This is a genomic window from Ramlibacter ginsenosidimutans, from assembly GCF_016654015.1.
Classification (GTDB): domain Bacteria; phylum Pseudomonadota; class Gammaproteobacteria; order Burkholderiales; family Burkholderiaceae_C; genus Ramlibacter; species Ramlibacter ginsenosidimutans.
Genome location: NZ_JAEPWM010000006.1, coordinates 128,961 through 153,887, shown reverse-complemented (window position 1 = coordinate 153,887; position 24,927 = coordinate 128,961). Strand labels below are relative to the sequence as shown.

Annotated in this window: 23 protein-coding genes; 5 read left to right on the top strand and 18 right to left on the bottom strand. The window is 69.4% G+C overall.

The genetic code is table 11. From position 1 onward, the window contains the following. Positions 1 to 92: 92 nt before the first annotated feature. The 18 genes from JJB11_RS15705 to JJB11_RS15620 all read right to left on the bottom strand — a co-directional run bounded on the left by JJB11_RS15705 (position 93) and on the right by JJB11_RS15620 (position 20,647). A complete protein-coding gene (locus JJB11_RS15705) occupies positions 93 to 1,253 on the bottom strand; it encodes an ABC transporter substrate-binding protein (protein ID WP_201173224.1) in 1,161 nt (386 codons plus the stop codon). Between the two features lie 30 nt (positions 1,254 to 1,283). After that, positions 1,284 to 1,745, bottom strand: coding sequence for an aromatic-ring-hydroxylating dioxygenase subunit beta (locus tag JJB11_RS15700; protein WP_201173220.1), 462 nt, complete (start codon positions 1,743 to 1,745; stop codon positions 1,284 to 1,286). Then, positions 1,742 to 3,067: an aromatic ring-hydroxylating dioxygenase subunit alpha gene (locus tag JJB11_RS15695; protein ID WP_201173217.1), complete on the bottom strand. Its 1,326-nt coding sequence runs from the start codon at positions 3,065 to 3,067 to the stop codon at positions 1,742 to 1,744. Before JJB11_RS15695 ends, JJB11_RS15700 begins: the two co-directional genes overlap by 4 nt. 5 nt (positions 3,068 to 3,072) lie before the next feature. Continuing rightward, entirely contained in the window at positions 3,073 to 4,230 is a 1,158-nt protein-coding gene (locus JJB11_RS15690; RefSeq protein WP_201173203.1) for an ABC transporter substrate-binding protein, read from the bottom strand. A 139-nt stretch (positions 4,231 to 4,369) separates the two neighbouring features. Continuing rightward, positions 4,370 to 5,521, bottom strand: coding sequence for an ABC transporter substrate-binding protein (locus JJB11_RS15685; RefSeq protein WP_201173201.1), 1,152 nt, complete (start codon positions 5,519 to 5,521; stop codon positions 4,370 to 4,372). Between the two features lie 14 nt (positions 5,522 to 5,535). Continuing rightward, positions 5,536 to 6,264: an SDR family oxidoreductase gene (locus tag JJB11_RS15680; RefSeq protein ID WP_201173199.1), complete on the bottom strand. Its 729-nt coding sequence runs from the start codon at positions 6,262 to 6,264 to the stop codon at positions 5,536 to 5,538. Further along, entirely contained in the window at positions 6,261 to 7,058 is a 798-nt protein-coding gene (locus JJB11_RS15675; protein ID WP_201173198.1) for a cyclase family protein, read from the bottom strand. The genes JJB11_RS15680 and JJB11_RS15675 overlap by 4 nt, the downstream gene beginning before the upstream one ends. Next, positions 7,058 to 8,311 (bottom strand): SDR family NAD(P)-dependent oxidoreductase, encoded by a 1,254-nt coding sequence (locus tag JJB11_RS15670; protein ID WP_201173197.1) that lies wholly within the window; start codon positions 8,309 to 8,311, stop codon positions 7,058 to 7,060. The genes JJB11_RS15675 and JJB11_RS15670 overlap by 1 nt, the downstream gene beginning before the upstream one ends. Further along, positions 8,308 to 9,480 (bottom strand): thiolase family protein, encoded by a 1,173-nt coding sequence (locus tag JJB11_RS15665; RefSeq protein WP_201173188.1) that lies wholly within the window; start codon positions 9,478 to 9,480, stop codon positions 8,308 to 8,310. Before JJB11_RS15665 ends, JJB11_RS15670 begins: the two co-directional genes overlap by 4 nt. Further along, a complete protein-coding gene (locus JJB11_RS15660; RefSeq protein WP_201173185.1) occupies positions 9,477 to 11,099 on the bottom strand; it encodes an AMP-binding protein in 1,623 nt (540 codons plus the stop codon). Before JJB11_RS15660 ends, JJB11_RS15665 begins: the two co-directional genes overlap by 4 nt. A gap of 5 nt (positions 11,100 to 11,104) precedes the next feature. Beyond that, positions 11,105 to 11,611, bottom strand: coding sequence for an aromatic-ring-hydroxylating dioxygenase subunit beta (locus JJB11_RS15655; protein WP_201173182.1), 507 nt, complete (start codon positions 11,609 to 11,611; stop codon positions 11,105 to 11,107). Beyond that, positions 11,608 to 12,939, bottom strand: a complete 1,332-nt coding sequence (locus JJB11_RS15650) for an aromatic ring-hydroxylating dioxygenase subunit alpha (protein ID WP_201173180.1) — start codon at positions 12,937 to 12,939, stop codon at positions 11,608 to 11,610. Before JJB11_RS15650 ends, JJB11_RS15655 begins: the two co-directional genes overlap by 4 nt. A gap of 25 nt (positions 12,940 to 12,964) precedes the next feature. Continuing rightward, positions 12,965 to 14,488: an indolepyruvate oxidoreductase subunit beta family protein gene (locus tag JJB11_RS15645; RefSeq protein WP_201173173.1), complete on the bottom strand. Its 1,524-nt coding sequence runs from the start codon at positions 14,486 to 14,488 to the stop codon at positions 12,965 to 12,967. Positions 14,489 to 14,495: 7 nt separating this feature from the next. Next, on the bottom strand, positions 14,496 to 16,640 hold the full coding sequence (locus tag JJB11_RS15640) for a thiamine pyrophosphate-dependent enzyme (RefSeq protein ID WP_201173171.1): 2,145 nt from the start codon (positions 16,638 to 16,640) through the stop codon (positions 14,496 to 14,498). A 188-nt stretch (positions 16,641 to 16,828) separates the two neighbouring features. Beyond that, positions 16,829 to 17,770 (bottom strand): quinone oxidoreductase family protein, encoded by a 942-nt coding sequence (locus JJB11_RS15635; RefSeq protein ID WP_201173169.1) that lies wholly within the window; start codon positions 17,768 to 17,770, stop codon positions 16,829 to 16,831. Next, on the bottom strand, positions 17,767 to 18,588 hold the full coding sequence (locus JJB11_RS15630) for an alpha/beta fold hydrolase (protein ID WP_201173166.1): 822 nt from the start codon (positions 18,586 to 18,588) through the stop codon (positions 17,767 to 17,769). Before JJB11_RS15630 ends, JJB11_RS15635 begins: the two co-directional genes overlap by 4 nt. Further along, complete coding sequence (locus tag JJB11_RS15625; RefSeq protein ID WP_201173164.1) at positions 18,585 to 19,577, bottom strand: 3-hydroxybutyryl-CoA dehydrogenase; 993 nt, start codon at positions 19,575 to 19,577, stop codon at positions 18,585 to 18,587. Before JJB11_RS15625 ends, JJB11_RS15630 begins: the two co-directional genes overlap by 4 nt. After that, positions 19,574 to 20,647 (bottom strand): NAD/NADP-dependent octopine/nopaline dehydrogenase family protein, encoded by a 1,074-nt coding sequence (locus JJB11_RS15620; protein WP_201173162.1) that lies wholly within the window; start codon positions 20,645 to 20,647, stop codon positions 19,574 to 19,576. Before JJB11_RS15620 ends, JJB11_RS15625 begins: the two co-directional genes overlap by 4 nt. A 117-nt stretch (positions 20,648 to 20,764) precedes the next feature. Here JJB11_RS15620 and JJB11_RS15615 point away from each other — a divergent pair, with 117 nt between their 5' ends. From JJB11_RS15615 to JJB11_RS15595, 5 genes are all read left to right on the top strand, one after another. Beyond that, complete coding sequence (locus JJB11_RS15615; RefSeq protein WP_201173141.1) at positions 20,765 to 21,250, top strand: MarR family winged helix-turn-helix transcriptional regulator; 486 nt, start codon at positions 20,765 to 20,767, stop codon at positions 21,248 to 21,250. A gap of 335 nt (positions 21,251 to 21,585) precedes the next feature. Continuing rightward, on the top strand, positions 21,586 to 22,449 hold the full coding sequence (locus tag JJB11_RS15610; protein ID WP_201173139.1) for a branched-chain amino acid ABC transporter permease: 864 nt from the start codon (positions 21,586 to 21,588) through the stop codon (positions 22,447 to 22,449). Continuing rightward, positions 22,449 to 23,456, top strand: a complete 1,008-nt coding sequence (locus JJB11_RS15605; RefSeq protein WP_201173136.1) for a branched-chain amino acid ABC transporter permease — start codon at positions 22,449 to 22,451, stop codon at positions 23,454 to 23,456. The genes JJB11_RS15610 and JJB11_RS15605 overlap by 1 nt, the downstream gene beginning before the upstream one ends. After that, positions 23,449 to 24,213, top strand: coding sequence for an ATP-binding cassette domain-containing protein (locus tag JJB11_RS15600; protein WP_201173134.1), 765 nt, complete (start codon positions 23,449 to 23,451; stop codon positions 24,211 to 24,213). The genes JJB11_RS15605 and JJB11_RS15600 overlap by 8 nt, the downstream gene beginning before the upstream one ends. Then, positions 24,200 to 24,907: an ABC transporter ATP-binding protein gene (locus JJB11_RS15595; protein WP_201173127.1), complete on the top strand. Its 708-nt coding sequence runs from the start codon at positions 24,200 to 24,202 to the stop codon at positions 24,905 to 24,907. Before JJB11_RS15600 ends, JJB11_RS15595 begins: the two co-directional genes overlap by 14 nt. Positions 24,908 to 24,927: the final 20 nt, after the last annotated feature.

Sequence of the window (24,927 nt, the reverse complement as noted above, 5' to 3'; positions counted from 1 at the left end):
GGGCGAGCTCAGTGCCACCGCGGAGCCGGCTTTGCCGGGCCGCTGGTGGCGCCCCCTTGAGGGGGAGGCGCCGAAGGCGCTTCGGGGGTGGGTCAATTCACCAGTTTCCAGTGCCCGTTCTCGAGCTTCACGATCACGCGAGCCCGTTGGTCCACGCCATACAGGTCGCCCTTCTTGAAGTTGTAGACGCCATGCACGCCCACCACTTCCTTGGTCGACATGATCGCGTCGCGCAGCGCCGTCCGGAACGCCGGCGTGCCGGGTTCCGCCTTGCCGCCGGCGAGTGCGCGCGCGGCCGCATCGGCGAACACCAGGTAGCCGTCGAAGGAGTACGCGGAGAACGCGTCGGTGGTCGGCGCGCCGTTCACCTTCTGGAAGACGTTGCGGAACTCCATGCTGACCTTCTTGGTGGGATAGCTGTCCGGCAGCTGCTCCGCCACGATGATCGGGCCGGTCGGCACCTCCGTGCCGTTCGCGGCGGTGCCGCCGACGCGCACGAAGGCCTCGTTGATCAGCCCGTGCTGGCCGTAGACCGGACCCTTGTAGCCGCGCTCGGACAGCGCGATGTAGGGCAGCGCGCCCGGCGTGCCGGCGCCTCCGGTCATCACCGCATCCGGATGCGTTGCGATGATCTTGAGCACCTGCCCGGTCACCGACTGGTCGGCCCGTGCGTAACGCTCATTGGTCACGACCTTGATGCCGGCCTTCGCGGTCGCCTCCATCAGCGCGTTGTAGACCAGGTCGCCCCAGGCGTCGGAGAAACCGATGTAGGCCACCGTCTTCACGTTGGCCTTCTTCATGCGCTCCACGACGGCGTCGACCATCAGCTGCGTGGGCTGGGCCACGGTGACGGTCCAGTCCAGCTCCTTGCCCTTCAGCGCGATCGGCGTCAGGCCGATGAAGGGCGTGCCCGTGTCGGCCGCCACCTGCGCCATGGCGATCGCCGCCGGCACGCCGGAGGTGCCCATGATCACGTCTACCTTGTCTTCCTCGATCAGCTTGCGCGCGTTGCGGCCGGCGGTGGTCGGGTCGGAGTTGTCGTCCAGCACGATCAGCTGCACCTTGTGGCCGGCGATCTCCGGCTTGTAGGCGACGGCCGCCTTCATTCCGTTGGCATAAGGCACGCCCAGCGAGGAGTTGGGGCCGGACAGCGACACGCTGAGGCCGACCTTCAGGTCGGCGGCCGTGGCGGCGCCTGCGAGGCCCAGCGCGAGCGAGGCGGCCAGCAGTACGCGGCGGGAGAGAGCGTTCATCTTGGAGGTCTCCTGGAGTGGATCGGCTGCTCAGGGAAAGAGCTGGATCGCGGGCAAGGGCTCGCCCGCGTCCAGCAGGTCGACCCGCTTCATGCGGATGCGCCATGCGTCGCCCGCCCGCACGAGGCGGTGCGTGGCCGAACCCGCGAGCTGCACGCTGTGCGCGCCGCGGGATTCGATGTAGAGGAAGGGCGTGCGCAATTCGCAGCCCGCATCGTCGGAGTGCAGCACCTGGGGCGGCTGCAGCACGTGCTGGCAGCGGCTCTTCGGGTGCTGCGAATGCGCACGCGGATTCTTCAGGCGCTGCACGCGCAACGACAGCAGCAGGCGGTCCTCGTCGGCGAGCGAGTTGTACGCGGCGCCCTCCTGCTGCGCGGCGCCGGCCAGCGGCACCCAGTAGCGGCCGTCCTCGGCAAAGAGCTCCAGCCACTCGTCGAAGCGCTGCTCGTCGACGAGGCGCGCCTCGTGCAGCACGAATTCCTGCGGAGTCATGGCGCGCCCTCCTCCATGTCCGCCACCATGAACTGCGCCCAGGCGCGGAACTGGTTGCGCATCAGCAGTTCGTTGGTGCCGTTGACGTCCTGGGTGCCGCGCTCGCGCTCGGTCGCCTCGTAGTCGCGGTGCAGGCTCACCCATTCGTTGCGGCCGGCCTTCAGGCCGTGCTGGATGCTCTCGAACAGGTGCACGTCGTCGTGGGCGACGATGGACATGGGCGAGAACACGAGCCGGTTGTACATCAGCGAACGTTCGAACAGCAGGTCCGGCGCGCCCTCGGCGCGCAGGCTCCAGGCCTCCACCAGCGTGCGGTCGGCGGCCAGCGGGCGGATCACGCGGATCGCCTGCGGCGAACTCTTGACCGCCAGGCTCGGGAAGCACACCGAGTTCTGCGGCGAGCGCTGCAGGATCTCCGCCGTGCGCTCGGCGCCGTGCGCGGCCTGCAACGCCTGCTCGTACTCGGGCACGTGCGCATAACCGGAGTGGATGCTGAATTGCGTGCCCAGCATGCTGTGGCCGTTCGGGTAGACGCGGCCACCCATCTTGTCGAAGAAGTCGTAGCCGGCGCCGAAGGGCAGGATCTGCTCCATCGCCATCGGCTTGGGCGCATCGGCGGGCTGGCCTTGCCACAGGCGGTGGGCAGCGGCGGTCGCTGACTCGTGCGCCGACTGCGGATGCACCGTGTCGTTGATGTTCTCCAGGTACATCTTCCAGTTGCAGTGGACGATGTTGCGCAGGATCCCGCCTTCGACCTTCAGCTTGCCCGTTGGCGAGCGGTCGGCGAGGTTGTCGATGGCCGCGAGCACGTCGCCGAAATAGGCGTGGAAGTCGGGGCCGCCGTCATTCAGCTTCGCGAACACGAAGTCGCGGTACACGGCGACGTGCCGCAGCGCGCCCATGCCGCTGCCCGATTCGCAGGCGTGCATGCGGCCGTTGGCATAGCCCTCCTTCAGGGGAAGGGAGAGCGGCGTGCCGTCGAGGTGATACGTCCACGCGTGGTAAGGGCAGCGGAAGAAGCGCTTGACGCTGCCCGACGCATCGGTGGCGAGCGGCATGCCCTTGTGGGCGCAGCGGTTGTTCAGCACGCGGATGCTGCCGTCGGCCTGCCGCACCATCAGCAGCGGCTGGCCGGCGATCTCCACCGTGATGAAGTCCCCCGCCTCGGGCACCTGGCTCGCATGCCCGACGAAGTTCCAGGTGTTGGCGAAGAAATGGCGTTGCTCCAGCGCGAACAGCTCCTCGCTCAGGTACAGGTCGCGATGCACGCGGTCCTCCTGCACCAGCGCGAGAATGTCCTTGCGGGTCAGCGCCATCGCCATGCTCCTTACTGCGCCAGCTTCCAGTGGCCGTTGTCCAGCCGGATCATCACGGCGGCGCGGCGGTCCAGGCCATCGGGCGAGCCGGGCTTGAAGTTGAAGACGCCGTGCGCACCCACGAGTTCGTGCGTCTGGCCGATGGCGTCGTGCAGCGCCTGGCGATAGGCCGGCGTGCCGGGTTCCGCCTTGGTGCCGACGCGGCTCGCCGCATCCGCGAACACCAGCCAGGCGTCGAACGGGTAGGCCGCGAACGGGTCCGGCTGCTCCCCGAACTTCTTCTGGTACGCCTCCCGGAACTGCAGGCCCACCTTGCGGTTCGGGTTGCTGGCGGGCAGCTGGTCGGCGACGGTCACCGGGCCGCTCGGCACGAGCAGTCCGTCGGCGGCCTTGCCCGCGATGCGCACGAACTCGGAGTTCACCAGGCCGTGGGTCGCATACAGCCCGCCCTTGTAGCCGCGCTCCGCGAGTGCAAGGATCGGCAGTGCGCCCGGCGTTCCGGACGTTCCGAAGAACACCGCGTCGGGACGCGTCGCCACGATCTTCAGCACCTGGCCGGTGACCGACGAATCGGCGCGCCCGTAGCGCTCGTTGGCGACGATCTTGATGCCGGCCGGAGCGGCCGATTGCTCGAGCGCGTGCAGGGTCTGGTCGCCCAGCGCGTCCGAGAAGCCGATGAAGGCGACCGTCTTCACGCCATTGGCCTTCATCTTGTCGACCACGGCGGAGATCATCAGCGGGAAGGACTGCGACACCGTCACCGTCCAGCCGCCGTCGTCGGCCGGCACGGTCACCGGCGTGGGCGAGATCAGCGGCGTGTGCGTCTCGCGGGCGACGGCGGCGATCGCCATGGCGCCCGGCACACCGGAGGTGCCGATCAGCACGTCCACCTTGTCCTCGTTCACCAGCTTGCGCGCATTGCGGGCAGCGGTCGCGGGATCGGAGGCGTCGTCCAGCACGATCACCTGCACCTTGTGGCCGGCAATGGAGTCCTTCAGCGAGTCGGCGACCTGCATGCCCTTGTTGTAGGGAATGCCCAGCGCGGAGATCGGCCCGGAAAGCGAGGTGATGAAGCCGATCTTGAGGTCGGCGGCGAGCACCGACCCGCTCAGCGCGGCGCCTGCCGCGAGGGCCGTGAGGCGAAGAGCGATTGTCTTGGGTTTCTTCATGGTGTTCTGCATCATGCTGTAGTGGCGACCGCACCCTGAAAGCGCATTGACTAGCCCAGTGCCACCGCGGAACCGGCTTTGCCGGGCCGCTGGTGGCGCCCCCTTGAGGGGGAGGCGCCGCAGGCGCTTCGGGGGTGGGTCAATTAATCAGCTTCCATTGGCCCTTTTCGAGCTTCACCATGACCCGCGAACGTTCGTCGGAGCCGTAGCGGTTGTCGGGCTTGAAGTTGTAGACACCGTGGGTGCCCACCAGCTCCTTCGTGTTCACGATGGCGTCGCGCAGTGCGAGGCGGAAGGCCGGCGTGCCGGGCTCCGCCTTGGTCGCCAGTGCGCGTTGGGCGGCATCGGTGAACAGCAGCCAGGCGTCGAACGAGTAGGCGGAGAAGGCATCGGTCGGCATCGCGCCATTCGCCTTCTGGTAGGCCGCGCGATAGTCCATGGACACCTTGCGGATCGGGTTGGACTCGGGCAGCTGCTCCGCCACGATCACCGGCCCGGTCGGGGCCAGCAAGCCTTCCACGGCGGGGCCGCCGACGCGCACGAAGTCGGGATTGATCAGTGCGTGCGTGCCGTAGATCTGGCCCTTCCAGCCGCGCTCCATCAGGGCGCGGTAGGGCAGCGCGCCGGGCGTGCCGGACGTGCCGGTGAGCACGGCGTCGGGATGCGCCGCCACGATCTTGAGCACCTGGCCCGTCACCGACGTGTCGGCGCGGGCGAAGCGCTCGTTCGTCACCACCTGGATGCCGGCGGCCTTCGCGGCCGGCAGGAGCGAGTCGTACACCAGGTCGCCCCAGGCATCGGAGAAGCCGATGTAGCCCACCGTCTTCACGCCGCTCTTCTTCATGCGGTCGACGACGGCGTTGATCATCAGCGGCGCAGGCTGCGGCAGCGTCACCATCCAGGCGCCGTCCTCGCCGGGCAGGTTGGCGTTCGCGATGGAAATCAGCGGCGTCTTCGTCTCGCGCGCGACGGCGGCGATGGCCAGCGCGCCCGGAGAGCCGGCGGTGCCGATCACCACGTCCACCTTGTCCTCCTCGATCAGCTTGCGCGCGTTGCGCGCGGCGGTCGCCGGATCGGAGCCGTCGTCCAGCTGCAGCAGCTGCACCTTGTGGCCGTTCACCGTGGCCTTGTAGGCGACGCCCGCCTGGATGCCCTTGGCGTAGGGAATCCCCAGCGAGGACACCGGCCCCGACAGCGAGGTGATGAAGCCGACCTTCAGGTCGGCGGCCATCGCGTTGAGCGCGAGGGCGGCGCCCAGCGCGGTGGCGGCGATGCTTCGGATGACAGGCATGCAGTTTCTCCGTTTCAAAGGGACAGGCTGCCGAGGCTCGCGCCCCCGCAGACGTAGAGCATCTGGCCGGTGACGAAGCCGGCGTCGGGATGGATGAAGAAGGACACCGCGCGGGCGACGTCCGCCGCTTCCCCGATGCGGCCCACCGGAATCGACGCAGCGAGCTTCTGCTCGCGTTCGCTGCCGGCGGGAATCACGTCGTAGAACATCTCGGTGTGCACCGGACCGGGCGCGACCAGGTTGACCGTGATGCCATGCGGCGCCAGTTCCAGCGCCCAGGTGCGGGCCATGCCCAGCATGCCCGCCTTGGTGGCGGAGTAGCTGGTGCGCGTCTGCGCTCCGAGCGCGGCGCGCGAGGACATGAGCACGATGCGGCCGAAGCGCTGCGCGCGCATGGCAGGCAGCGTGGCCTGCACCAGTTGCACGGCGGCGCCGAGGTGCAGGTTCACCAGCGCATCGAGGTCGGTGAGATCCACCTCGGGCAGCAGCGCCGGCCGGATCACGCCGGCGTTGTGGATCAGCGTGCTCACCTCGAAGCGCCGCGCGAGTTCCCGCGCGGCCTCGCCGGTGGCGGCGCGGTCCATCAGGTCCACCTCGATGTCGTGCATCTTCGGATGCGCGATGTCGCTCTTGCGGCGCGCGAGCGAGATCACCTCGTAGCCATCGGCCAGCAGCGATTCGCAGATCGCCTTGCCGATGCCCGCGCTGCCGCCGGTGACGGCCGCCACTTTCGCTGCGCTCATGGCTTGTCCTCCACCAGCGCCAGCACGCGCAAGGGGCTGCCGCTGCCCTTCTGGATCTTCAGCGGCGGGCAGATCAGGATGGCGCCGGTGGGCGGCAGCAGGTCGAGGTTGGCCAGGCATTGCAGGCCGTACTTGCCGGCGCCGTGCATGTAGTAGTGGCAGGGATAAGGCGGCCGCAGGTGGTAGCCCTGCCCGGCGTCCGTGCCGATCGCCTCGGAGCCGAAGCCCAGCACCTGGCGCTGTTCGACGAGGAACTGCACGGCCTCGGAGCTCGGGCCGGGCGTGTGCTGGCCGGTCTCATCGAAGTTCTGGTAGGCCTCGGGGTCCAGGCGCTTGGACCAGTCGGTGCGCATCAGCACCCACGCTCCGGCCGCGATGCGGCCATGCGCCTGCTCGAAGCGCTCGATGTCCTGCACCGTGAGCAGGTAGTCGGGATCCTTCTTCACCTGCTCCGAGCAGTCGATCACGAAGGCCGGCGCGACGAAGTCCTGCACCGGGATCGTGTCGACCGAATTGTTCGGCAGGTCCTTGCCGGAAATCCAGTGGATGGGCGCGTCGAAGTGCGTGCCCGTGTGTTCGCCGCAGGAGAAGTTGTTCCAGTACCAGCCGGGGCCGCGCTCGTCGTAGTGCGAGACCTCCTCGATGCGGAATGGCCAGCACTGCCCCATCTCCGGCGGCAGCGCGATCTGCGGGAATTCGGGCGTGAGCGTCTGCGTGAGGTCCACCACGCGGATGCGGCCGGTGGCGAGCGCCATCGCGACGCCGGCCAGCACGCTGTTCGTTGCCTGCGCCATCAATTCCCTCCTGCCGCGAGTTCGCGTTCGAGCACCTTCGGGTTCTCGCGCCAGCGCTCCAGCCATTCCTGCGCCACGTCGCCCGGGTACACGTCCTCGACGCCTTCCTTCAGCGCCCTCACGACCGCGCTGGCCAGCGCGGCGGGCGCCAGCTTGGGCGGCGGCAGGTTCTGGTTCCATTCGTCGTCGATAGGACCGGGGAACACGTTGATCACGCGGATGCCCGCTGGCCGCATCTCCGCGCGCTGGCACTGCGCAAGCGACAAGGCCGCCGCCTTCGAGGCGGAGAAGGTCCCGTGCGGCGGGAAGTTGGACAGCGCGTAGATCGAGAGCAGGTTGACCCATGCCGCCGCATGCGTGACGCCGTCGGCCGAGCGCGCCCGCAGCGCGGGGCCGAACTCCTGGGCCAGGCGCAGGTAGCCGAAGTAGTTGATCTCCATCTCCGACTTCGCGACGTCGGTGCCGCGGCGGGCGCCAATGCCGTAGGTGCGATGCACTTCGGCGGTGTTGATCACGATATCCACCTTGCCGCCGATCTCGCCCGCGAGCTCGCTCACCGAGCGCCCGTTGGTGAGGTCCAGCGGCACCAGCGTGACTTCCTTCAGCGCGCTGATGTCGTCGAAACCGGGCAGCTTCTTCCACGGCTCGGCGTGCCCCACCCACACGATCTCGGCGCCTGCCTTGACCAGCGCCTGCACCATGGCCTGGCCGACCGCCGTCTTGCCATCGGTGACCAGCACCTTGCGGAATTTCGGGTCGCTCGTCATCTCTCGCAACATCCTGTCGTCTGCCATGTGTTCACTCCCCTGTTCCGGGAAACCGATCAGCACTGCCTGCCCCGCCCGATCGAGCCGCGCACCGACGTGCACCCGGCTCGGCGCCTCGCCCACTTCGCCGTGCAGGTGCACGATCACGGAGGGGCCCGCATCGAGGTGCACCAGCCCCATGCGCCAGGGCAGGCGCTCGCGGAAGAAGAGGTCGTTGCTGTGGTGCAGCGTCGTGGTGGCCAGCAAGGTGCCCTGCCCCGACTGCGGCTTCCACTGCAGCCGCGGCGACAGGCACTTGTGGCAGGCCTCGCGGGGCGGGTATTGCACGGTGCTGCAGTCCTTGCAGACCTGCAGCTCGAAGCGGCCCTCGGCCGCCGCGGCCGTCATGCCCAGCGCCACGCGCCCGCGTGCCCACGGCGGCAGGTTCATCTGCCGGGTGCGCAGGACCGGGTTCTTGCGCTTCGGCTTCATCAGCGGCATCGTCATGAGGCTCTCCCGAGCAGCACGGCGCCCGTGCACAGGCAGCGGTCGTACGTGACCATGCCGAAGCCGGTGACGAGACCCAGTTGCGCGTCCTTCACGGCGCGGTCGCCGGCCTGCCCCGTGAGTTGCCGGATCGCTTCCGTCATGCCGAGGAAACCTCCCGCCGCACCGGCCTGTCCCACGGACAACTGGCCGCCACTGGTGTTGTTGGGAAAGCTGCCGTCGAAGGTGGTGCTGCGCTCGCGCACGAAGGCCGGGCCTTCGCCCTTGTCGCAGAAGCCCAGGTCCTCGAACTGCAGCATCACGATCACCGGATAGTCGTCGTAGGTCTGGATGAAGTCGACGTCGTCCGGCCGCGCGCCGGCCTGCGCGTACAGGTCGTCGCGGTCCATGCGCCAGCCGCCGCGCACCATGATCGGGTCGTCCGAGAAGGCGTTGTGCCGCTCGATGGCGCCGCGCACCAGCACGTGCGGCAAGCCCAGTTCACGGGCCTTCTCCTCGCGCATGACGAGGAAGGCCTCGGCGCCGGCGCAAGGCATGACGCAGTCGAACAGGTGGATCGGGTCGGAGATCGGCCGGGCCGCCATGTACTCGTCGAGTGTCAGCGGCTTCTTGAACAGCGCGTTCGGGTTGCGCAGTGCGTTGGTGCGCTGGGCCACCGCGATGCGGCCGAAGTCCTCGCGCTGCGCCCCGTAGGTGCGCATGTAGTTCGCGGTGATCATCGCGAAGATCGAGTTCGGGCCGCCGGAGCCGTAGGGATAGCTGGCGTCGCGCGCGAAGTTGCTGAAGGAGCCCAGCGTCAGGCGGAAGGAGTCGACGTGGTTCGTGTCCGCCGCGACGCAGGCGACGATGTCCGCGTCGCCGGCCTGCACGGCACGGGCCGCCCGCCGCAGCGACATCACGCCGGAAGCGCCGCCGGTGGGAATGTGGTCCAGCCAGCGCGGCGACATGCCCATGTGCTGCGTCACGCCGACCGCCGTGTCGGGCGACAGCGAGAAGCTGCTGATCGTGAGGCCGTCGATCTGCTCTTTCGCGATCCCGGATTCCTGCACCAGCGCCTGCAGCGCCTGGCCGATGAACCAGTGCGCGTTGTGCGTGGAGTAGCGCACGTACGGCACCGTCACGGGGACGGCGACCGCGACGCCTTCATACGACATGCGCTGTCTGGTCATTGGCGTTTCTTCATGGTGCGCGTGTCGATGCAACACGCAGCCCCAGGCAAGGAGCGCGCCAGCTCGCGCAACTGCCCGCGCTGGATCTTCTGCGAGGGCGTGAGCGGCACCTCATCGACGAAGGCGACATAGCCGGGGGCCTTGTAGTAGGCGAGCTGCGCCAGCGCGTGCTGCACGATGCTCGCCGCCAGCGCCTCGCGCTGCTCCGGGGGCACGGGGTCGCGCGGGATGATGCAGGCCAGCACCTCGTCGCCACGCACTGGGTCCGGCGTGGCGGCGACCGCGGAGCTCTTCACCGCGGGGTGCTGGTTGAGCACGCTCTCCACTTCGACCGCGGAGATGTTCTCGCCGCTGCGGCGGATCACGTTCTTCTTGCGGTCGATGAAGTACAGGTGGCCGGCGGCGTCGCGCTTCACCATGTCGCCGGTGTGGAACCAGCCATCCGCCCAGGCTTGGGCGGTGGCGTCCGGGTCCTTCAGGTACTCGCTGAAGAAGTAGCGCCGCGGATCCGGGCCGCTGGAGCGCACCAGCAGCTCGCCCGGAACGTCGTCCGGCACGTCCTGGCCCTGCTCGTCGACCAGCCGCACCTCGACGAAGGCCTCGGGCTTGCCGAAGCAGCTCGCGCCGACGTGGCGCGGCTCGTGGTTGGCCATGATGCAGGCGGAGGCGCCGGTCTCCGTCATCGCCCACGCCTCCACGAGCGGGAAGCCGAAGCGCTCCTCGAACACCGCGTGGTTCTTCCTGTCCACGCCGGCGCCGAAGCCCCAACGGACCTGGTGCGCACTGTCCTGCGGCGAAGCCGGCGCGGTCAGCAGCATCGCGGGCATGACGCCCAGGTAGTGCACGATGGTCGCGCGGCTGTCGCGCACGCTTTGCCACCAGCTCCTGGGATGGAAGCGATCGAGCTGCACGAGGCAGCCGCCCGCCGTGACGACCACCATGGTGGAGAACGCCATGGCATTCACGTGGTTCAGCGGCAGCGGCGTGATGATCCGTTCCGCGTCGCGGCGGACCGAACAGACGCCGTCCAGCCCTGCATACCACTCGCCGGCCCGCAGGAAGTATTCGTTCGAGAGACGGCAGCCCTTCGGGCGTCCGGTGGTGCCCGACGTGTAGAGCAGCGCGCACTCGCTCGCCAGTCCTGGTGCCGTGCCCTCGAGCGGCGCGGGTGCAGGAGCGCGCGGCAGGACGGCATCGCCGTCGGGATCCCACGCGGCCATGCGCACACCGGCAATGCGCGCGGCGTTGCGCAGGTCGGCCAAGCGCTGCGGCAGCGTGACCGCCAGCGCGATCTCGCTGTGGCCGATCAGGTATTCCAGTTCCGCCGAGCGCATCTCCGCGTTCATCGGCACCACGCTCACGCCCAGCGCATTCAGCGCGAACCAGTGGAACAGGAAGGCCGGCCGGTTCTCCAGCAGCAGGCCGACGCGATGGCCGTGTCCGTAGCCGGCCGCCGCGTACAGCGCGCGCAGGCGTTCGATCTCCTGCGCCGCCGCGCCCCAGGACACCGGCTGCGCGGGAATGCCGTAGGCCTGCGCCGTCACGGCGTCGAGGAACAGGAACTCCGCGGCCGACGCGCGGGCGGCGGTCGTGGCGAAGCGCTGGTGGACCGTGTGCATGGGCCTCAGATGAACAACTGCACGGCGGGCAGCGCGGCGTCGGGATTGAGCAGGTTCACGCGCTTGAGCGTCATGCGCAGGACACCGTCGCGCACGGTAAGGTGGTGCAGGAAGTGGCCCACGTAGAACTGCAGTTCATCGCCCTGCGACTCGGTGTAGTGGAATTCCGTGCGCACGAGGTAGCGATTGGATGGCGGATCGAAAGTTTCGACCGTAGGGGTTTGCAGCAGGTGATGGCTGCGACTGGGAGGCTGCTGCGAGAAGGCGCGCGGGCTCTTCAGGCGCTCGATGCGCAGCTCGCGCAGCAGCTTGTCCTCGTACAGGTGCGAGGTGTGGTTCACGCCATCCTCCTGGTCTGGGACCAGGGGCACCCAGTACATGCCGTCGTCGGTGAACAGGCGGTTCCACTCCTCGTACTGTTTCGCATCGAGCAGGCGCGCTTCGCGCACCACGAAGTCGATCAGGTCCTGGCGGGTCGGGCCCGCGCCTTCGGTGGGCCGTGCGGCGTTCATGCCTCGCCCCCCATCGTCAGCGTCATGTACTTCGCCCAGGCGCGGTACTGGTTGCGCATCGAGATCTCGTTGGTGCCGTTGGCCGTCAGCTCGCGCTTGCCGATCTCGTTTTCCTGGAAGTTGCGGTGCAGGCTGACCCAGTCGTTGCCGCTGGCGTGCAGGCCGGCCTGGATGCCGCGGTAGGCCTGCAGGTCGTCGTGGCCGACCACCGAGAACGGCGAGTTGATCAGGCGGCTGTACATCGTCGTGCGCTGCAGCAGCTCCGGCGGCGCGCCCTTCAGGCGGAAGGTCCAGCTCTCCACGAGGCACTTGTCCGCGGCGATCGGCTTCACCACGCGGATCGCCTGGATGGCGCCCTTGATCGTGAGGTTCGGGTAGTACACGGTGTTGTGGCGCGTGAGGCCGAGGATCGCGTGCGCCTTCTCCTCGCCGTAGGCCTCGATCATCGCCTCCTCGTACGCCGGGATGCCCGAGTACTTGCTGTGGATGCTGAAGTTCACTCCCGAGAAGCTGTGCCCGTTGTCGTAGACGCGCACGCCCATGTCCTCGAAGAACTTGTAGTCAGACATGAAGGGCACGAACTGCTCGATGGCCATGGGCTTGGGCGCGTCGGCCGGCTTGTCCGCCCACATCTTCTTCGCGGTGCCGGCGGAAGACTCGTGCGCCACCATGGGGTGCATGGTGTCGTTGAGGTTCTCGATGAACATCTTCCAGTTGCACTGGTGCACGAAGCGCAGGCACCCGCCGGCAATCTCCAGCTCGCCTTCGGGCGAGCGGTCGGCCATGTTGTCGATCGAGCTGAGCGACTCGCCGAAGTACTCCTCGAAATCCGGCCCCGCGTCGTTGATCTTCACGAAGATGAAGCCGCGGTACACGCGCACGTTCTGCACGCGCACGAGGCCCTGGCCGCTCTCGCAGTCGTTCAGGCTGGTGCCGATGTAGCCGTTCTTCAGCGGGATCGCGCGCAGCGCGCCGTCGGTGTCGAAGGCCCACGCGTGGTAGGGGCAGCGGAAGAACTTGCCGGTGTTGCCTGCCGGCGCGCTCACCAGCCGCGAGCCCTTGTGCGCACAGCGATTCATCAGCACGCGCACCGAGTTATCGGTGTGGCGCACGATGATGAGGGGCCGGCCGCCGATCTCGTTGGTGATGTAGTCGCCGGGCTTCTGGACCTGGCTGTCGTGGCCGACGTAGTTCCAGGTGTTCGCGAAGAAGTGCTCCTGCTCCAGTTCGAACACTTCCTGGCTGATGTACAGGTCGCGATGCACGCGTTCCGGCTGCACGAGGGCCCTCAGGGCCTCGGGGTTGCCGCGGTAGCGCGATGTCGTCATGGCCGCATGCTCCTCGTTGAACCGGTCAGGCCGCCTGCTTGAGCGGCGCGTGCAGGGAAAGGCGCTCCAGCGCGGCGCGCAGTTGCTGGCCGCCCTCGTCGGCGAGGGCCGCATCGCGCAGTTCGCGCAGGCTCGCGGGCGCGAGCCGGGCGCCGGCCCGCTGCACCGCGTCCATCAGCGTTTCGTAGTTGCGCAGGCCGCGTTCGTGCGTGTCGCCGTAGCCTTTCACCAGGCGCTGGCACTGCGCGACTTCGGTGGCGAGCTGCGGGTTGAGCGCAGCGGCGGCGGCGATGCGATCCAGCCAGGTCTCGATGCGCTGGTTCTCCGCCTGGAAGCGCAGGCTGCCGCGGCGCCAGCGCTTGAGGCCCGCCAGCGTGTACAGCAGCAGGAAGCCGCCGAGCGAACTGGTGGTGACCACGCGGCCCTTGCGCGTGGCGCGTTCCACCAGCCGGCGCGGCCAGCCCGAGGACGCGAGCCAGCGACCCAGGCCCGCGGGCAGCGTGTCGCAGATCTCCTGCAGGCGCGGATGCATGTACTCGTTGATGTCCAGCAGCTGGTCCTGCTGCACGTGCACCTCGCTGCTCACCCGCTCGAAGCGGCTGGCCCGCGTCTTGAGTTCGGCCACGCGCACGGTGTCCTCGTACGACATCCAGAGCGCGAGGTGGCGGGCCGTCTCCGTCAGCAGCTGCACTTCGCCGCCGGACAGCTGCTGGATACGCGCGAGCCGGTCCAGGTAGAGGCCGGCGTAGTCCGGGTCCTGGTAGTCGACCAGGCGGCGCGCGCCTTCGACCAGCACGGGCTGGGCGGCAGGCGGGAAGTCCTTCGCTATGCGGGCCAGCAGCGAGCGCACTTCGGGGTCGCGCGGCGTGCCCGCGGGCCGCAGCGCCGCAGCCACCGGGGTGGCATCCGCCGCCGCCGGGGCATTGGCCTGGGTGAAGCCGGCCTCGAATGCGCGCAGGCTCGCCTTCACGCCGACGCCACCGCGCTCGATCGTGGACTCGAACTGCGCGCGGCTGAAGGGCAGCACGCCCGTGCCGGCCAGCGCGCCGAACAGCACGGCGCTGATGACGCTGCCGTTGTCTTCGGCCACCTGCGCCATGTCGAAGCGCACGAAGCGGCGCGCTGCCGATTGCGCGTGGGCCAGAAGGTTCTTGCTGTCCGCGCGGCCGTCGCCCAGCGCGATCTTCTCGGCGATGGAATAGACCCGGTGCGTGGAGGCGACCAGGGTCGTGCGGTCCGGCGTCACCAGCCCGCGCTGGACGGCGCGACCGGCTTCCATCAGCTCGGACGCCAGCACCACGTCGACGTCGCCGGGCAAGGGCATCAGCGCTAGCACGGGATGGCCGCCATCGCGTTCGGCCTGCTCGCGCGGGTACATCTCCACGTAGTAGATCGTGGCGCCGGTGCGCTGGGCGACGCCGGGCACCGAGGTGGTCTGGGCGATGTAGCCGTTGGACTCGCCCAGGTCCACGATCCAGTCGGCCAGGACACCGCCGCCCTCCCCGCCCATGGCGAGGATCGCGATCTTGATCGGCTGCACGCTGTTCATCGCGGGCTCAGAAGGCGTAGCGTTCGCGGCGCGCAGCCGCGCGGCGCTGCAGGCGCCCGATGACGGCACGGCTCACGCGCTGGCGCAGGCGGTCCCAGCGGGTCGGGTTGGTCGTGATCTGCGCCTTGTAGAAGGAGGGACACAGCACGGCCGCATGCGACACCTCGCCGCACAGGCCGCAACCGACGCAGGAGTCCAGCACGGTCGCGACCGGGTCGCTGCGCAGCGGATCCGGATTGGGCTTGACCGACAGCGAAGGGCAGCCCGAGAGCCGGATGCAGGAGTGGTCGCCGGTGCAGGTGTCGGAGTCCACGCCGAAGCGCTCGCGCACCACGCGCTTGCCCTCGGCGACGGCCTTGCGGGCGAGCGGCTTTTCGCGGCGCTGCTTGTTCAGCATGCACTCGGACTGCGCGATCAGCACCTTGGGGCCCTGCTCCTTGGTGGTGAGCGCCTCGCGCAGCGCGTCGCGCATGCCGGCGACATCGTAGGTGCGCTTCATCGTGCGCACCCAGTTCACGCCGACGCCGCGCACGGCGCGCTCGATCGCGTGCCCGGTGCTGCGCGAGCGGTTCTCCGCGGTGGACGACAGGATGTCCTGCCCGCCGGTGGCGGAGGTGTAGCTGTTGTCGACGACGATGGTGAGGTTGTCGCTGCGGTTGAACACCGCGTTGGCGACGCCGCTGGTGAGGCCGTTGTGCCAGAAGCCGCCGTCGCCCATGACGCTGATCGCGCGCTTGTGGCCTGCGCCGGGCGTGTTCAGCGCTGCCGCGCCCGCGGCGCCGAGGCCGTAGCCCATCGTGGTGTTGCCGAGGTTGAAGGGCGGCAGGATGGAGAACAGGTGGCAGCCGATGTCGGCGCTGACGTGGTGCTCGCCCAGCTCGCGCTCGACCAGCTTCATCGCGGTGAAGATCGGGCGCTCGGGGCAGCCCGTGCAGAAGCCCGGCGGCCGCGCCGACACGCTCTCGGCCAGCGGCTTGAGCGGGATCACCTTGGGCGGCTTGGCGACCACGGGTTCGGGCTGCATCCGCCCGTAGCGCTCCAGGAAGGCGCGCACGCCCTTGAGCGTCTCGGCCGTCGTGTATTCGCCGGCGACGGGCAGCAGGTCCTTCCCGTGCAGGGCGGTGTCGACGTGCGCATTGCGCAGGATGGCCGCGATGTTCTGCTCGATGAAGTTGGGCTGGCCCTCTTCCACCATCAGCACCGCGCGCTTGCCGCGGCAGAAGCGCAGCACCTCGGAATCGATCACCGGGTACGCCACGTTCATGCAGTACAGCGGGATGCGGCTGTTGCCGTACACGTCCGCGAAGCCCAGGCGCTCCAGCACGCGCAGCGTGGTGTTGTAGTTGCCGCCCTGCACGACGATGCCGATGTCGTCGGCCCCCTCCGCGAAGAACTCGTTGAGTGCATGCTCCTCGATGAACTTCACCGCGGCGGGCCAGCGCTCGCGCACCTTCTCCTGCTCGTGCACGAAGCTCGCCGGCGGCAGCACGATGCGGCTCACGTCGCGCTGCGGCGCATCGAGCGCCTCGCCGATGGTGAAGGACGGGCGCTTGTTGTCGGAAGCGGTGAATTCGCCGTGCACGTGGCAGGCGCGGATGCGCAGCTGCAGCATCACCGGCGTGTGGCTGGCCTCGGACAGCTCGAAGCCCTGCTTCACCGCCTGGACGATGCACGAGAGCGTTGGCCGCGGATCGAGCAGCCAGATCTGCGACTTCATCGCGAAGGCGTGGCTGCGCTCCTGCATGATCGAGGAGCCCTCGCCGTAGTCTTCGCCGACCACCACCAGCGCGCCGCCGGTGACGCCGCCGGAGGCCAGGTTGGCCAGCGCGTCGGAAGCGACGTTGGTGCCGACGGTGGCCTTGAAGGTGACCGCGCCGCGCAGCGGGTAGTTCACCGAAGCGGCGAGCGTGGCGGCGGCGGTCGCTTCGCTGGCGCTGTTCTCGAAGCGGATGCCCTGCTCCGCGAGAATGTCCTGCGCGTCGGCCAGCACGTCCATCAGGTGCGAGATGGGCGCGCCCTGGTAACCTGCGACGTAGGCCACGCCCGATTCGAGCAGCGCCTTGGTGACTGCGAGGATGCCTTCGCCACGGAAGGTCTCCCCGGCGCCGAGGCGCAGCTTCTTCACTTCCTCGACAAACGATCGCTCGGCCATCTAGATCCCCGCTGGTGTCGCCCGTCCCGGGCTGCGCGTCGCAGGCGGGATGGCGGATTAGTTTAAGCTGGAACATATGAAAAGTCATGCAGTTTCCATGCCTAGGGAATACCCCGATCCGGTGCGCGGAACCGTGGCGAAAGAAGCGCTGCATGCCCGAGCCGGCGTACCCATCCACGCAGTGAGCCTCACCCGCCGACCGCGCTAGCCGGGACGGTGAGCACGGCGCGGCCGGCGTGGCCGCGCGTCGCGATCCACTGCAGGGCTTCGGCCGCTTGCGCCAGCGGAAATTCGCGCACGGCGAGCTGCAGTCGTCCCTGCGCGATCTGCTGCAGCAGCCTGGGCGCCGCCGCGCGCGCCGAGGCCTCGCGGCGCAGGATGTTGAGCGGCAGCAGGGCGACGTCGCGCTGCAGCAGCTCGGGCAGGTCCAGCCGCGCCTCGGGGCCGCCCGCATAGCCGACGAGCACCGCACGGCCGCCGGGCTTCACGCCGCGCAAGGCTTGCGGCAAGGCCGATCCGCCCACCATGTCGAGCAGCAGATCCGCTTCGGCTTGCAGGTCCGCCGCTTCGACAGCCTCGATGCCGGGCGCAAGCCGTCGTGCCTGCGCCGCGTCGTACACCACGGCCCGGGCTTCGGCGCCCGCTTCGCGTGCGAGTTGCACCGCGATGGAGCCGACGGCGCCGGAAGCGCCACTCACCAGCACGCGCTCGCCGGGACGCAACTGCCCGACCTCGTGCAAGGCGATCCACGCCGACGTGCAGGGCGAGAAGAAGGCGGAGCCGAGGGCGAAGGACACGCCGTCGGGCAACTCGCCGAGCGCCTCGTCGGGTGCGTCCACGCACTCGCGCCAGGTGCCGTCACGCGCGATGCCGAGGCCGCCGCCGCGCATCCACACGCGCTGGCCGGGCGCGAACCGTTCGCTGGAGAGCACGACACCGGCCGCCTCCACCCCGGGCACGTAGGGCAGCGGCGGATGGCGCAGGAAGGCGCCGCTCCACACGGTGCGGTCGATATGGCCCACGGTCGCCGCCTGCATGCGCACCAGCGTGCGGCCCGGGGCGGCGAGCGGCTCGGGCAGCTCCTCGATGCGGGGCGGCTCGCCCCAGGCGTGCACGCGAACGGCCTTCATGGCTGCGCCTCCAGGAAGCGCAGCACGGCCTGCGCAAACGCGTCGGGCAACTGGTCCGGCAGCGGCACCATGCCTTCGGGAAGGTCGGCCAGCTGCGCCTGCGGCAGCAACTGCAGCCAGTGCGCCGCATGCGGGGCGGCAAACGGATCGGCACCGGCGCGGATCACCAGCACGGGCTGCGTGACCGCGGCGATGCGCTCCTCCATGCGGTAGGAGGCGACGGCACGGTGGCCGCCCTCCACGTCACCACTGACCTGCAGCGCATCGCGCACGAACGCCTGCAGAAGCTCGGGGCGACCCGGCGGGTAGAAGCCCTGGCGCTTGCGCCACAGCGCGGCGAGATGGCTGCCGTCCTCGCTCGCTTCCACGGCGTCGATCGGCGGCCGCTCGGCGCGCAGGCGCCGGAATTCGGGGTCGGTGTACGGCGTGGACGACAGCACGAGGGAGCGCACGAGCGCACCATGGCGCGCGGCGAGCTCGATGGCGATCACGCCGCCCGTGTGGTGGCCGACGACATCCGCCTGCGCGATGCCCAGCCGACCGAGGAACTGGGCGGCGACTCCGGCCCACGCTTCGATGGAGGCCGGCCCGGCCGGCGGGTCGGAAGCGCCGAAGCCGGCGGTGTCCATCGCGATGGCACGGTACCTCTGCCCCAGCAGCGGCAGGACTTCGCGGTACTCCGCCCAGCTGCGCGGCGTCTGGTGCAGCAGCAGCACCACCTGCGCATCGCGGGCGCCGCACTCGGCGTAGTGCACCTGCCCGTGCGGCAGGTCCGCATACGCGCGACGGATCACGGCAGGCTGGCCCCGCGGCGTCATGGCAGCGTCTGTTCGGCCGGCGGCTTCCACAGCCCGGCGTGGCGCAACATGCCCAGCGTGCGCGAGAGCACGTCCAGGCGGTACGCGGCCACGTCGCGGCCGGCGTAGTCGTAGAAGCCGCTGCCGGTCTTCAGGCCGAGCCGACCTTCCTCCATCATGCGGTGCACGATCGCGGGTGCCCGGTAGCGCTGCGCATCGATGCTCCCGGCCATCTCGCGGCTGGCGTGGTGCAGGATGTCGCAGCCGCCGAAGTCGATGAACTCCACCACGCCCAGGGCCGCGAAGCGCAGGCCCATTCCGTAGCGCGTCGCCTTGTCGATCTCTTCGGCCGTGGCGACGCCCTCTTCCACCATGCGCGCGGCCTCGTTCATCACCAGCGCCTGCAGGCGCGGCACGATGTAGCCCGGCGCCGGGCCGCAGACGACGGGCAGCTTGCCGATGCCTTCCATCAGCGCGCGCGTGCGCGCCACCACGGCGGGATCCGTGCCCGGGTGCGTGCTCAGCTCCACGACGGGGATGACATAGGCGGGGTTCAGCCAGTGCATGTTGAGGAAGCGCTCGGGCCGCTCCACCAGCTCCGCGAGTTGCGTGACCAGGATGCTGCTGGTCGTCGAGGTGAGGATCGCGTCCGCGCTGCAGTGGCGGTTGATGTGCGCGAAGGCCTCGCGCTTGGCCTGCATCGTCTCGGGCACGCCCTCGAAGACCAGTTCGGCCGCGGCGAGCGCGGCAGGGGCGCCGGCGGCGTCCACCATCTCCACGCGCGCGGCGATCTCGGGGATGCGCGCCTCGTCCAGCGCACCGAGCCGCGCGAGCCCTTGCAGCGCTCCGCGCACTTCCGCCAGTGCCTCGTCGCGCAGCTTCTGCCAGGCTTCGGGCGTGCGCTGGCGCAGGTCGACCAGCGCGATGCGGTGGCCGGCATACGCGAAGCTGATCGCAATGCCGCGGCCCATGCGGCCCGCGCCCACCGCGACGAACCTGGGCGAACTCATTCGCCCTCCTGCAGGACTTCCTGCAGGGCCGAACGATCGAGCTGTGCGAGGCCCAGTCCCTCCAGCGTGCGCGGGCCCTGCCGCAGGTCGCGGCCCTGGAAGCCGCCGACGACGGCCAGCAGGCCGTGCGCGATCGGCGCATCGGCGCGGGCCCAGCGCGCGACCGAGGCGAGGAAGGCGAGGCCCAGCTCGGTGTCCTCGGTCACGTAGCGGTGCGTGTGCAGGTCGATGTGCTCGCGCCAGTCGCCGGACTTCACCAGCTTCTTGTGCGCGTCGCCGTACATCCACTGGTCGTTGTTGTAGTGGTCGGCCAGCGGATAGTGCGGCGCACCGTAGCCCAGCGCCTCGCGCACGGCGATGCGCTCCAGGTCCAGGCGGTCGGTCACGGCGCGCACCGCGGGCTGGGTGCCCTCGTTGTGGATGTCCCAGCGCTCGAAGTGCTGCAGCGGCGCCGCGTTCATCACGATCAGCGGCGGATGGATGATCGGGCCGGCGTTCATGAGCGCGCCCGACAGCGCGTCGCCGCAGCCGTGCACGCTGGGGTAGGCCTCGCGGATCACCGCCAGCGCGTGACCCGCCTTGCGCGTCGGGTAGACGCCGGTGGGCAGGCGCACGGCGCGGATGGTGACGTTGACCTCGCGGTCCCCGTGCTTGCGCGCGAGGTAGGGCAGCGTGCCCGTCTCGGCCCAGGCGACGTCGGCGCTGTTGCCGCACTGGCGCACGATGCGCGCCATGACGAAGCTGCCGAAGGTGCCGGGCGGCAGGAACACCACCTGCCCGTCGCGCAGGTGCGGCGCCATGGCACGCGCGATGTCTTCCTGCGCGACGGCAGGCGAAGGGATCACGACCAGCTGCGCGCCTTCCAGGGCCTGCGCGATGTCCGCCGTGGCGCGCGCGATCTTCACCGCGCGGGCGCCGTCGGCGTCCTTCAGGAGGATGGAGCCGGTCTCGATCACCGGCTGCAGTGCGCCAGCGTCGCGGCGCCACAGGCGCACCTCGTGGCCGGCCTCGGAGAGGTCGGCGGCGGCGGCATAGCAGCCGTGTCCGCCGCCCAGGATGGCGATCTTCATGCGTGCGTTCTTTCCGGGTCAGGGCGGCGGCAGGGTGCGTCCGCTTGCGCATGTACATTACTTTTCATATATTGAGCTGTCAAGCACTCACCGCCTCGGTAGAAACGACAATGCACCATGCGCAAGGCCGGCAAGACCCCAGCGATCTTCGTGGACGACTACCTGCCGGCGCTGCTCGCGCAGGCGAGCCACCTGATCTCCGGTGAGTTCCACCGCATCGTCACGGCCAAGGGCTTCACCGTGTCCGACTGGCGCGTGCTGGCCAGCCTGGATGGCGCCGACCCGATGAGCATCGGCGCGCTCGCCCGGCTCACCACCATGAAGCAGCCGACGCTCACGCGCGTGCTCGACCGGCTCGAGGCGCGCGGCCAGGTGCGGCGCATCTCGCACGAGACCGATAGACGCATCACGCTGATCGCGATCACCCCGGCCGGCGACAAGCTGGTGTCCGGCCTGATCGATCTCGCCAAGGAGCACGAGCACCGCGTGCTGCAGCCCTTCGGCCTCGCGCGTTCCAACGAACTGAAGAAGACCTTGCGGCAGATGATCGAGATGCACGCCAGCCTCGTGCAGGAGAGCGCGGGCGGCGACGAGGAGGAGTGAGCGGCGCGGGAGCTGGGGTTCGCTGCGCTCACCGCCAGCCTACGATGCGCGCGTCCCGCCAGCGTGCGAGCGAAATCGTAGGCTGGCGCGGCCGCCGGCCGCGGAAGGTGAGCGCAGCGAACCCCAGCAAGCGGAAAGGACTACTCGGCGTCCTCCATGTCGCGCACGAGACCGCTCGCGGGGTTTTCCCGTAAGAGAGTCCGCTGCGCCGCCGCATAAAGTGCAGGCGCTGAAGAAGAACCCCGCTGGAGTCATTCCCCCGATGTCGTCGTCGCCCCGACAGGCCCGTGCCGGCCTGCCGCACGCGCGCACGTCCTGAAGCCTGAGGCTCACCCATGGACGTGCTGCTGCAACAAACCCTCAACGCCCTCACCCTGGGCGGCATCTACAGCCTGGTGGCCCTCGGCCTCACGCTGGTGTACGGCATCCTGCACGTGCCGAACTTCGCCCATGGCGCCTTCTACATGGTCGGCGCGTTCATCGCGCTGAAGCTCATGGGCGGCTGGGGCGTCAACTACTGGCTCGCCATGGTGGGCGCGGCGATCGTCGTCGCGCTGATCGCCGCCGTGTCGGAGCGCCTGGTGTTCCATCCGCTGCGCAAGGCCAGCGGCCTGCACCCGATGATCGCGGCGATCGGCCTGCTGCTGTTCCTCGAATCCGGCGCGCAGGCGCTGTGGGGCGCGGACTTCCTGCGCATGCAGACGCCCTACACCGGCATGGTGGAGTTTGCGAGCCTCGCGCTGCCGCAGCAGCGCCTGCTGATCATCGTCGCCGCCTTCGCCCTGATGCTGGCACTGCACCTGTTCCTCACCCGGACGGTCACGGGCTCCACCATCATCGCGATGGCCCAGAACCGCGAAGGCGCGGCGCTGGTGGGCATCGACCCGGACCGCGTGGCGATCATGACCTTCGCGATCTCGGGCGTGCTCGCCGCTGTCGCCGCGACGCTCTATGCGCCGATCAACCTGGTCTATCCCGCGATGGGCGACCTGGTGATCACGAAGGCCTTCGTCATCATCATCCTCGGCGGCATGGGCAGCGTGCCCGGCGCGATCGTGGGCGGACTGATCATCGGCTTCGCCGAGTCCTTCGGCGCCTTCTACATCTCGACCGACTACAAGGACATCATCGCCTTCGTGCTGCTGGTGGTGATCCTGTCGCTGCGCCCGCAAGGCATCTTCGTGCAGGGAGCCCGCTGATGCCCAAGTGGTTCGAAGGCTGGCTGGGGTGGGCGCTGCTCGCCGCCGCGGGCGTCCTGTTCCCCTTCGTCGCCGGCAACGACTACCGGCTCACCGTGATGACCACGGCCTGCATCTTCGCGATCGCGACGCTGGGCCTGAACCTCATCACGGGCTATACGGGCCAGTTCAACATGGCGCACGCCGGCTTCATGGCCGTGGGCGCGTACACCCTGGGCATCCTCACCGTGGACCACCAGGTGCCGTTCTGGATCGCCTTCGTCGCGGCCGGCGCGGTGACGGCGCTGCTCGGATGGCCGCTCGGCTGGCTGTCGCTGCGCCTCAAGGGCCACTACTTCTCCATCTTCACGATGTGCGTGGGCGTGATCCTGTTCCTCGTGCTGGAGAAGTGGGAGTCGGTCACCCACGGCACGGTCGGCCTCATGGGCATCCCCGGCCCCGCGCCCATCGGGCCCTTGCGCTTCGAGACGCCGGTGCAGCTCTATTACCTGGTGCTGGCCTTCCTCGCGCTGGGCGTGTGGGTCATGAAGCGCATCACCGGCTCGCTGCTCGGTCGCACCTTCATCGCCATCCGCAACGGCGACGACCTCGCCGAGGCGCTCGGCATCCCGCTGATGCGCAACAAGCTGGTCGCCTTCCTCGTGTCCGTGCTCTACGCGGGCTGGGCCGGCGCGCTGTACGCCGCGTTCGTCCGCTTCGTCGGTCCCGACGTCGCCGGATCGCAGAACACCTTCGACATGACCATGTACATGCTGGTCGGCGGACTCGGCACGGTGTTCGGCCCGCTGCTCGGCGCGATCGCCGTGCCCTGGCTCACGCAGTCGCTGCAGTTCCTGCAGGAGTACCGTTTCGTGATCTTCGGGCCGCTGCTGGTCGCGCTGGTCATCTTCCTGCCGCACGGCGTGGTCGGCACCTGGCTGGCGTGGCGCGCACGGCGCGCGGCGCATGCGAGCGCGGCATCCGATCCGATCGCGGGTCCGCAGGCGACGGAGGTGCGTGGTGCTTGAAGTCCGCCACCTCACCAAGCGCTTCGGCGGTAACGTCGCGGTCAACGACGTCAGCACCGTCATCGAAGGCGGCAAGGTCAACGCCATCATCGGCCCCAACGGCGCCGGCAAGACGACCTTCTTCAACCTCATCGCCGGCGTGCATCCCGCCAGCGAAGGCAGCATCGTCTTCGAAGGCCGCGACATCACGCGCCTGCGCACCGACCAGGTCGCGCGGCTCGGCATCGCGCGCACCTTCCAGGCGACGACGCTGTTCGACACGGCGACGGTGCTGGACAACCTGATCGTCGGCCACCGGCTGCGCACGCGCTCGGGCCTGCTCGACGTCCTGCTCGGGACCCGGCGGCTGAAGGCGGAGGAGCGCCTGTGCCGCGAGAAGGCGCGCGACGCGCTGGACTTCGTGGGCCTGGGCCACATCGAGAACCGGCTGGCCGGCGACATCTCGCAGGAGGAGCGCAAGCGCGTCGCGTTCGCGCTGGCGCTGGCGACCGAGCCCAAGCTGCTGTTGCTGGACGAGCCCGCGGGCGGCGTGAACCCGGAGGAGACCGAGGGGCTCGCGGACCTGATCCGCAAGATGGTGGCGCACGGCCTGACCGTGTGCCTGATCGAGCACAAGATGGACATGATCATGCGCCTGGCCGACCGCATCCTGGTCCTGAGCTATGGCGAGAAGATCGCCGAAGGCACGCCCGCCGAAGTGCGCGCGAATCCCGCCGTGATCGATGCCTACCTGGGGAGCGAACATGCTGTCGCTTGAGGGCGTCTCGCTCGCCTACGGCAGCTTCCGCGCGCTCGATGGCATCGGCCTGCATGCAGCGGCCGGCGAACTGGTGGTCCTGCTGGGTGCCAACGGCGCCGGCAAGAGCTCGATCTTCCTGACCGCCAGCGGCCTGCACAAGCCGGCGAGCGGCAGCATCCGGCTCGACGGCGAAGAGATCGCAGGCACGCGGCCGGCGCAGATCGTCGCGCGGGGCCTGGTGCAGTGCCCGGAAGGCCGCAAGCTCTTCCCGCAGATGACGGTGCTGAAGAACCTGATGCTGGGGGCCTACGTGCACCGCCGCGACGGTGCAGGCAACCGCTCGCGGCTCGAGGAAGTGCTGGCGCTGTTCCCCATCCTCGCGCAGAAGAAGAACGATCCCGCCGGCTCGCTCTCGGGCGGCCAGCAGCAGATGGTGGCGATCGGCCGTGCGCTCATGGGACGCCCGCGCGTACTGCTGCTCGACGAACCGTCCCTGGGCCTGGCGCCGCTGGTGGTCAAGCAGGTCTTCGACGTGATCCACCGCATCAACGCCGCGGGCACGACCGTGCTGCTGGCCGAGCAGAACGCGCATGCGGCGCTGAAGATCGCGCACCGCGCCTACGTGATCGAGCGCGGGCGCATCGTGCTCGAAGGCACGCCCGAGACCCTGATGAACAACGACGCCGTCCGCAAGGCCTACATCGGCGCCTGACCCCGCAATCCCGCAGTCCA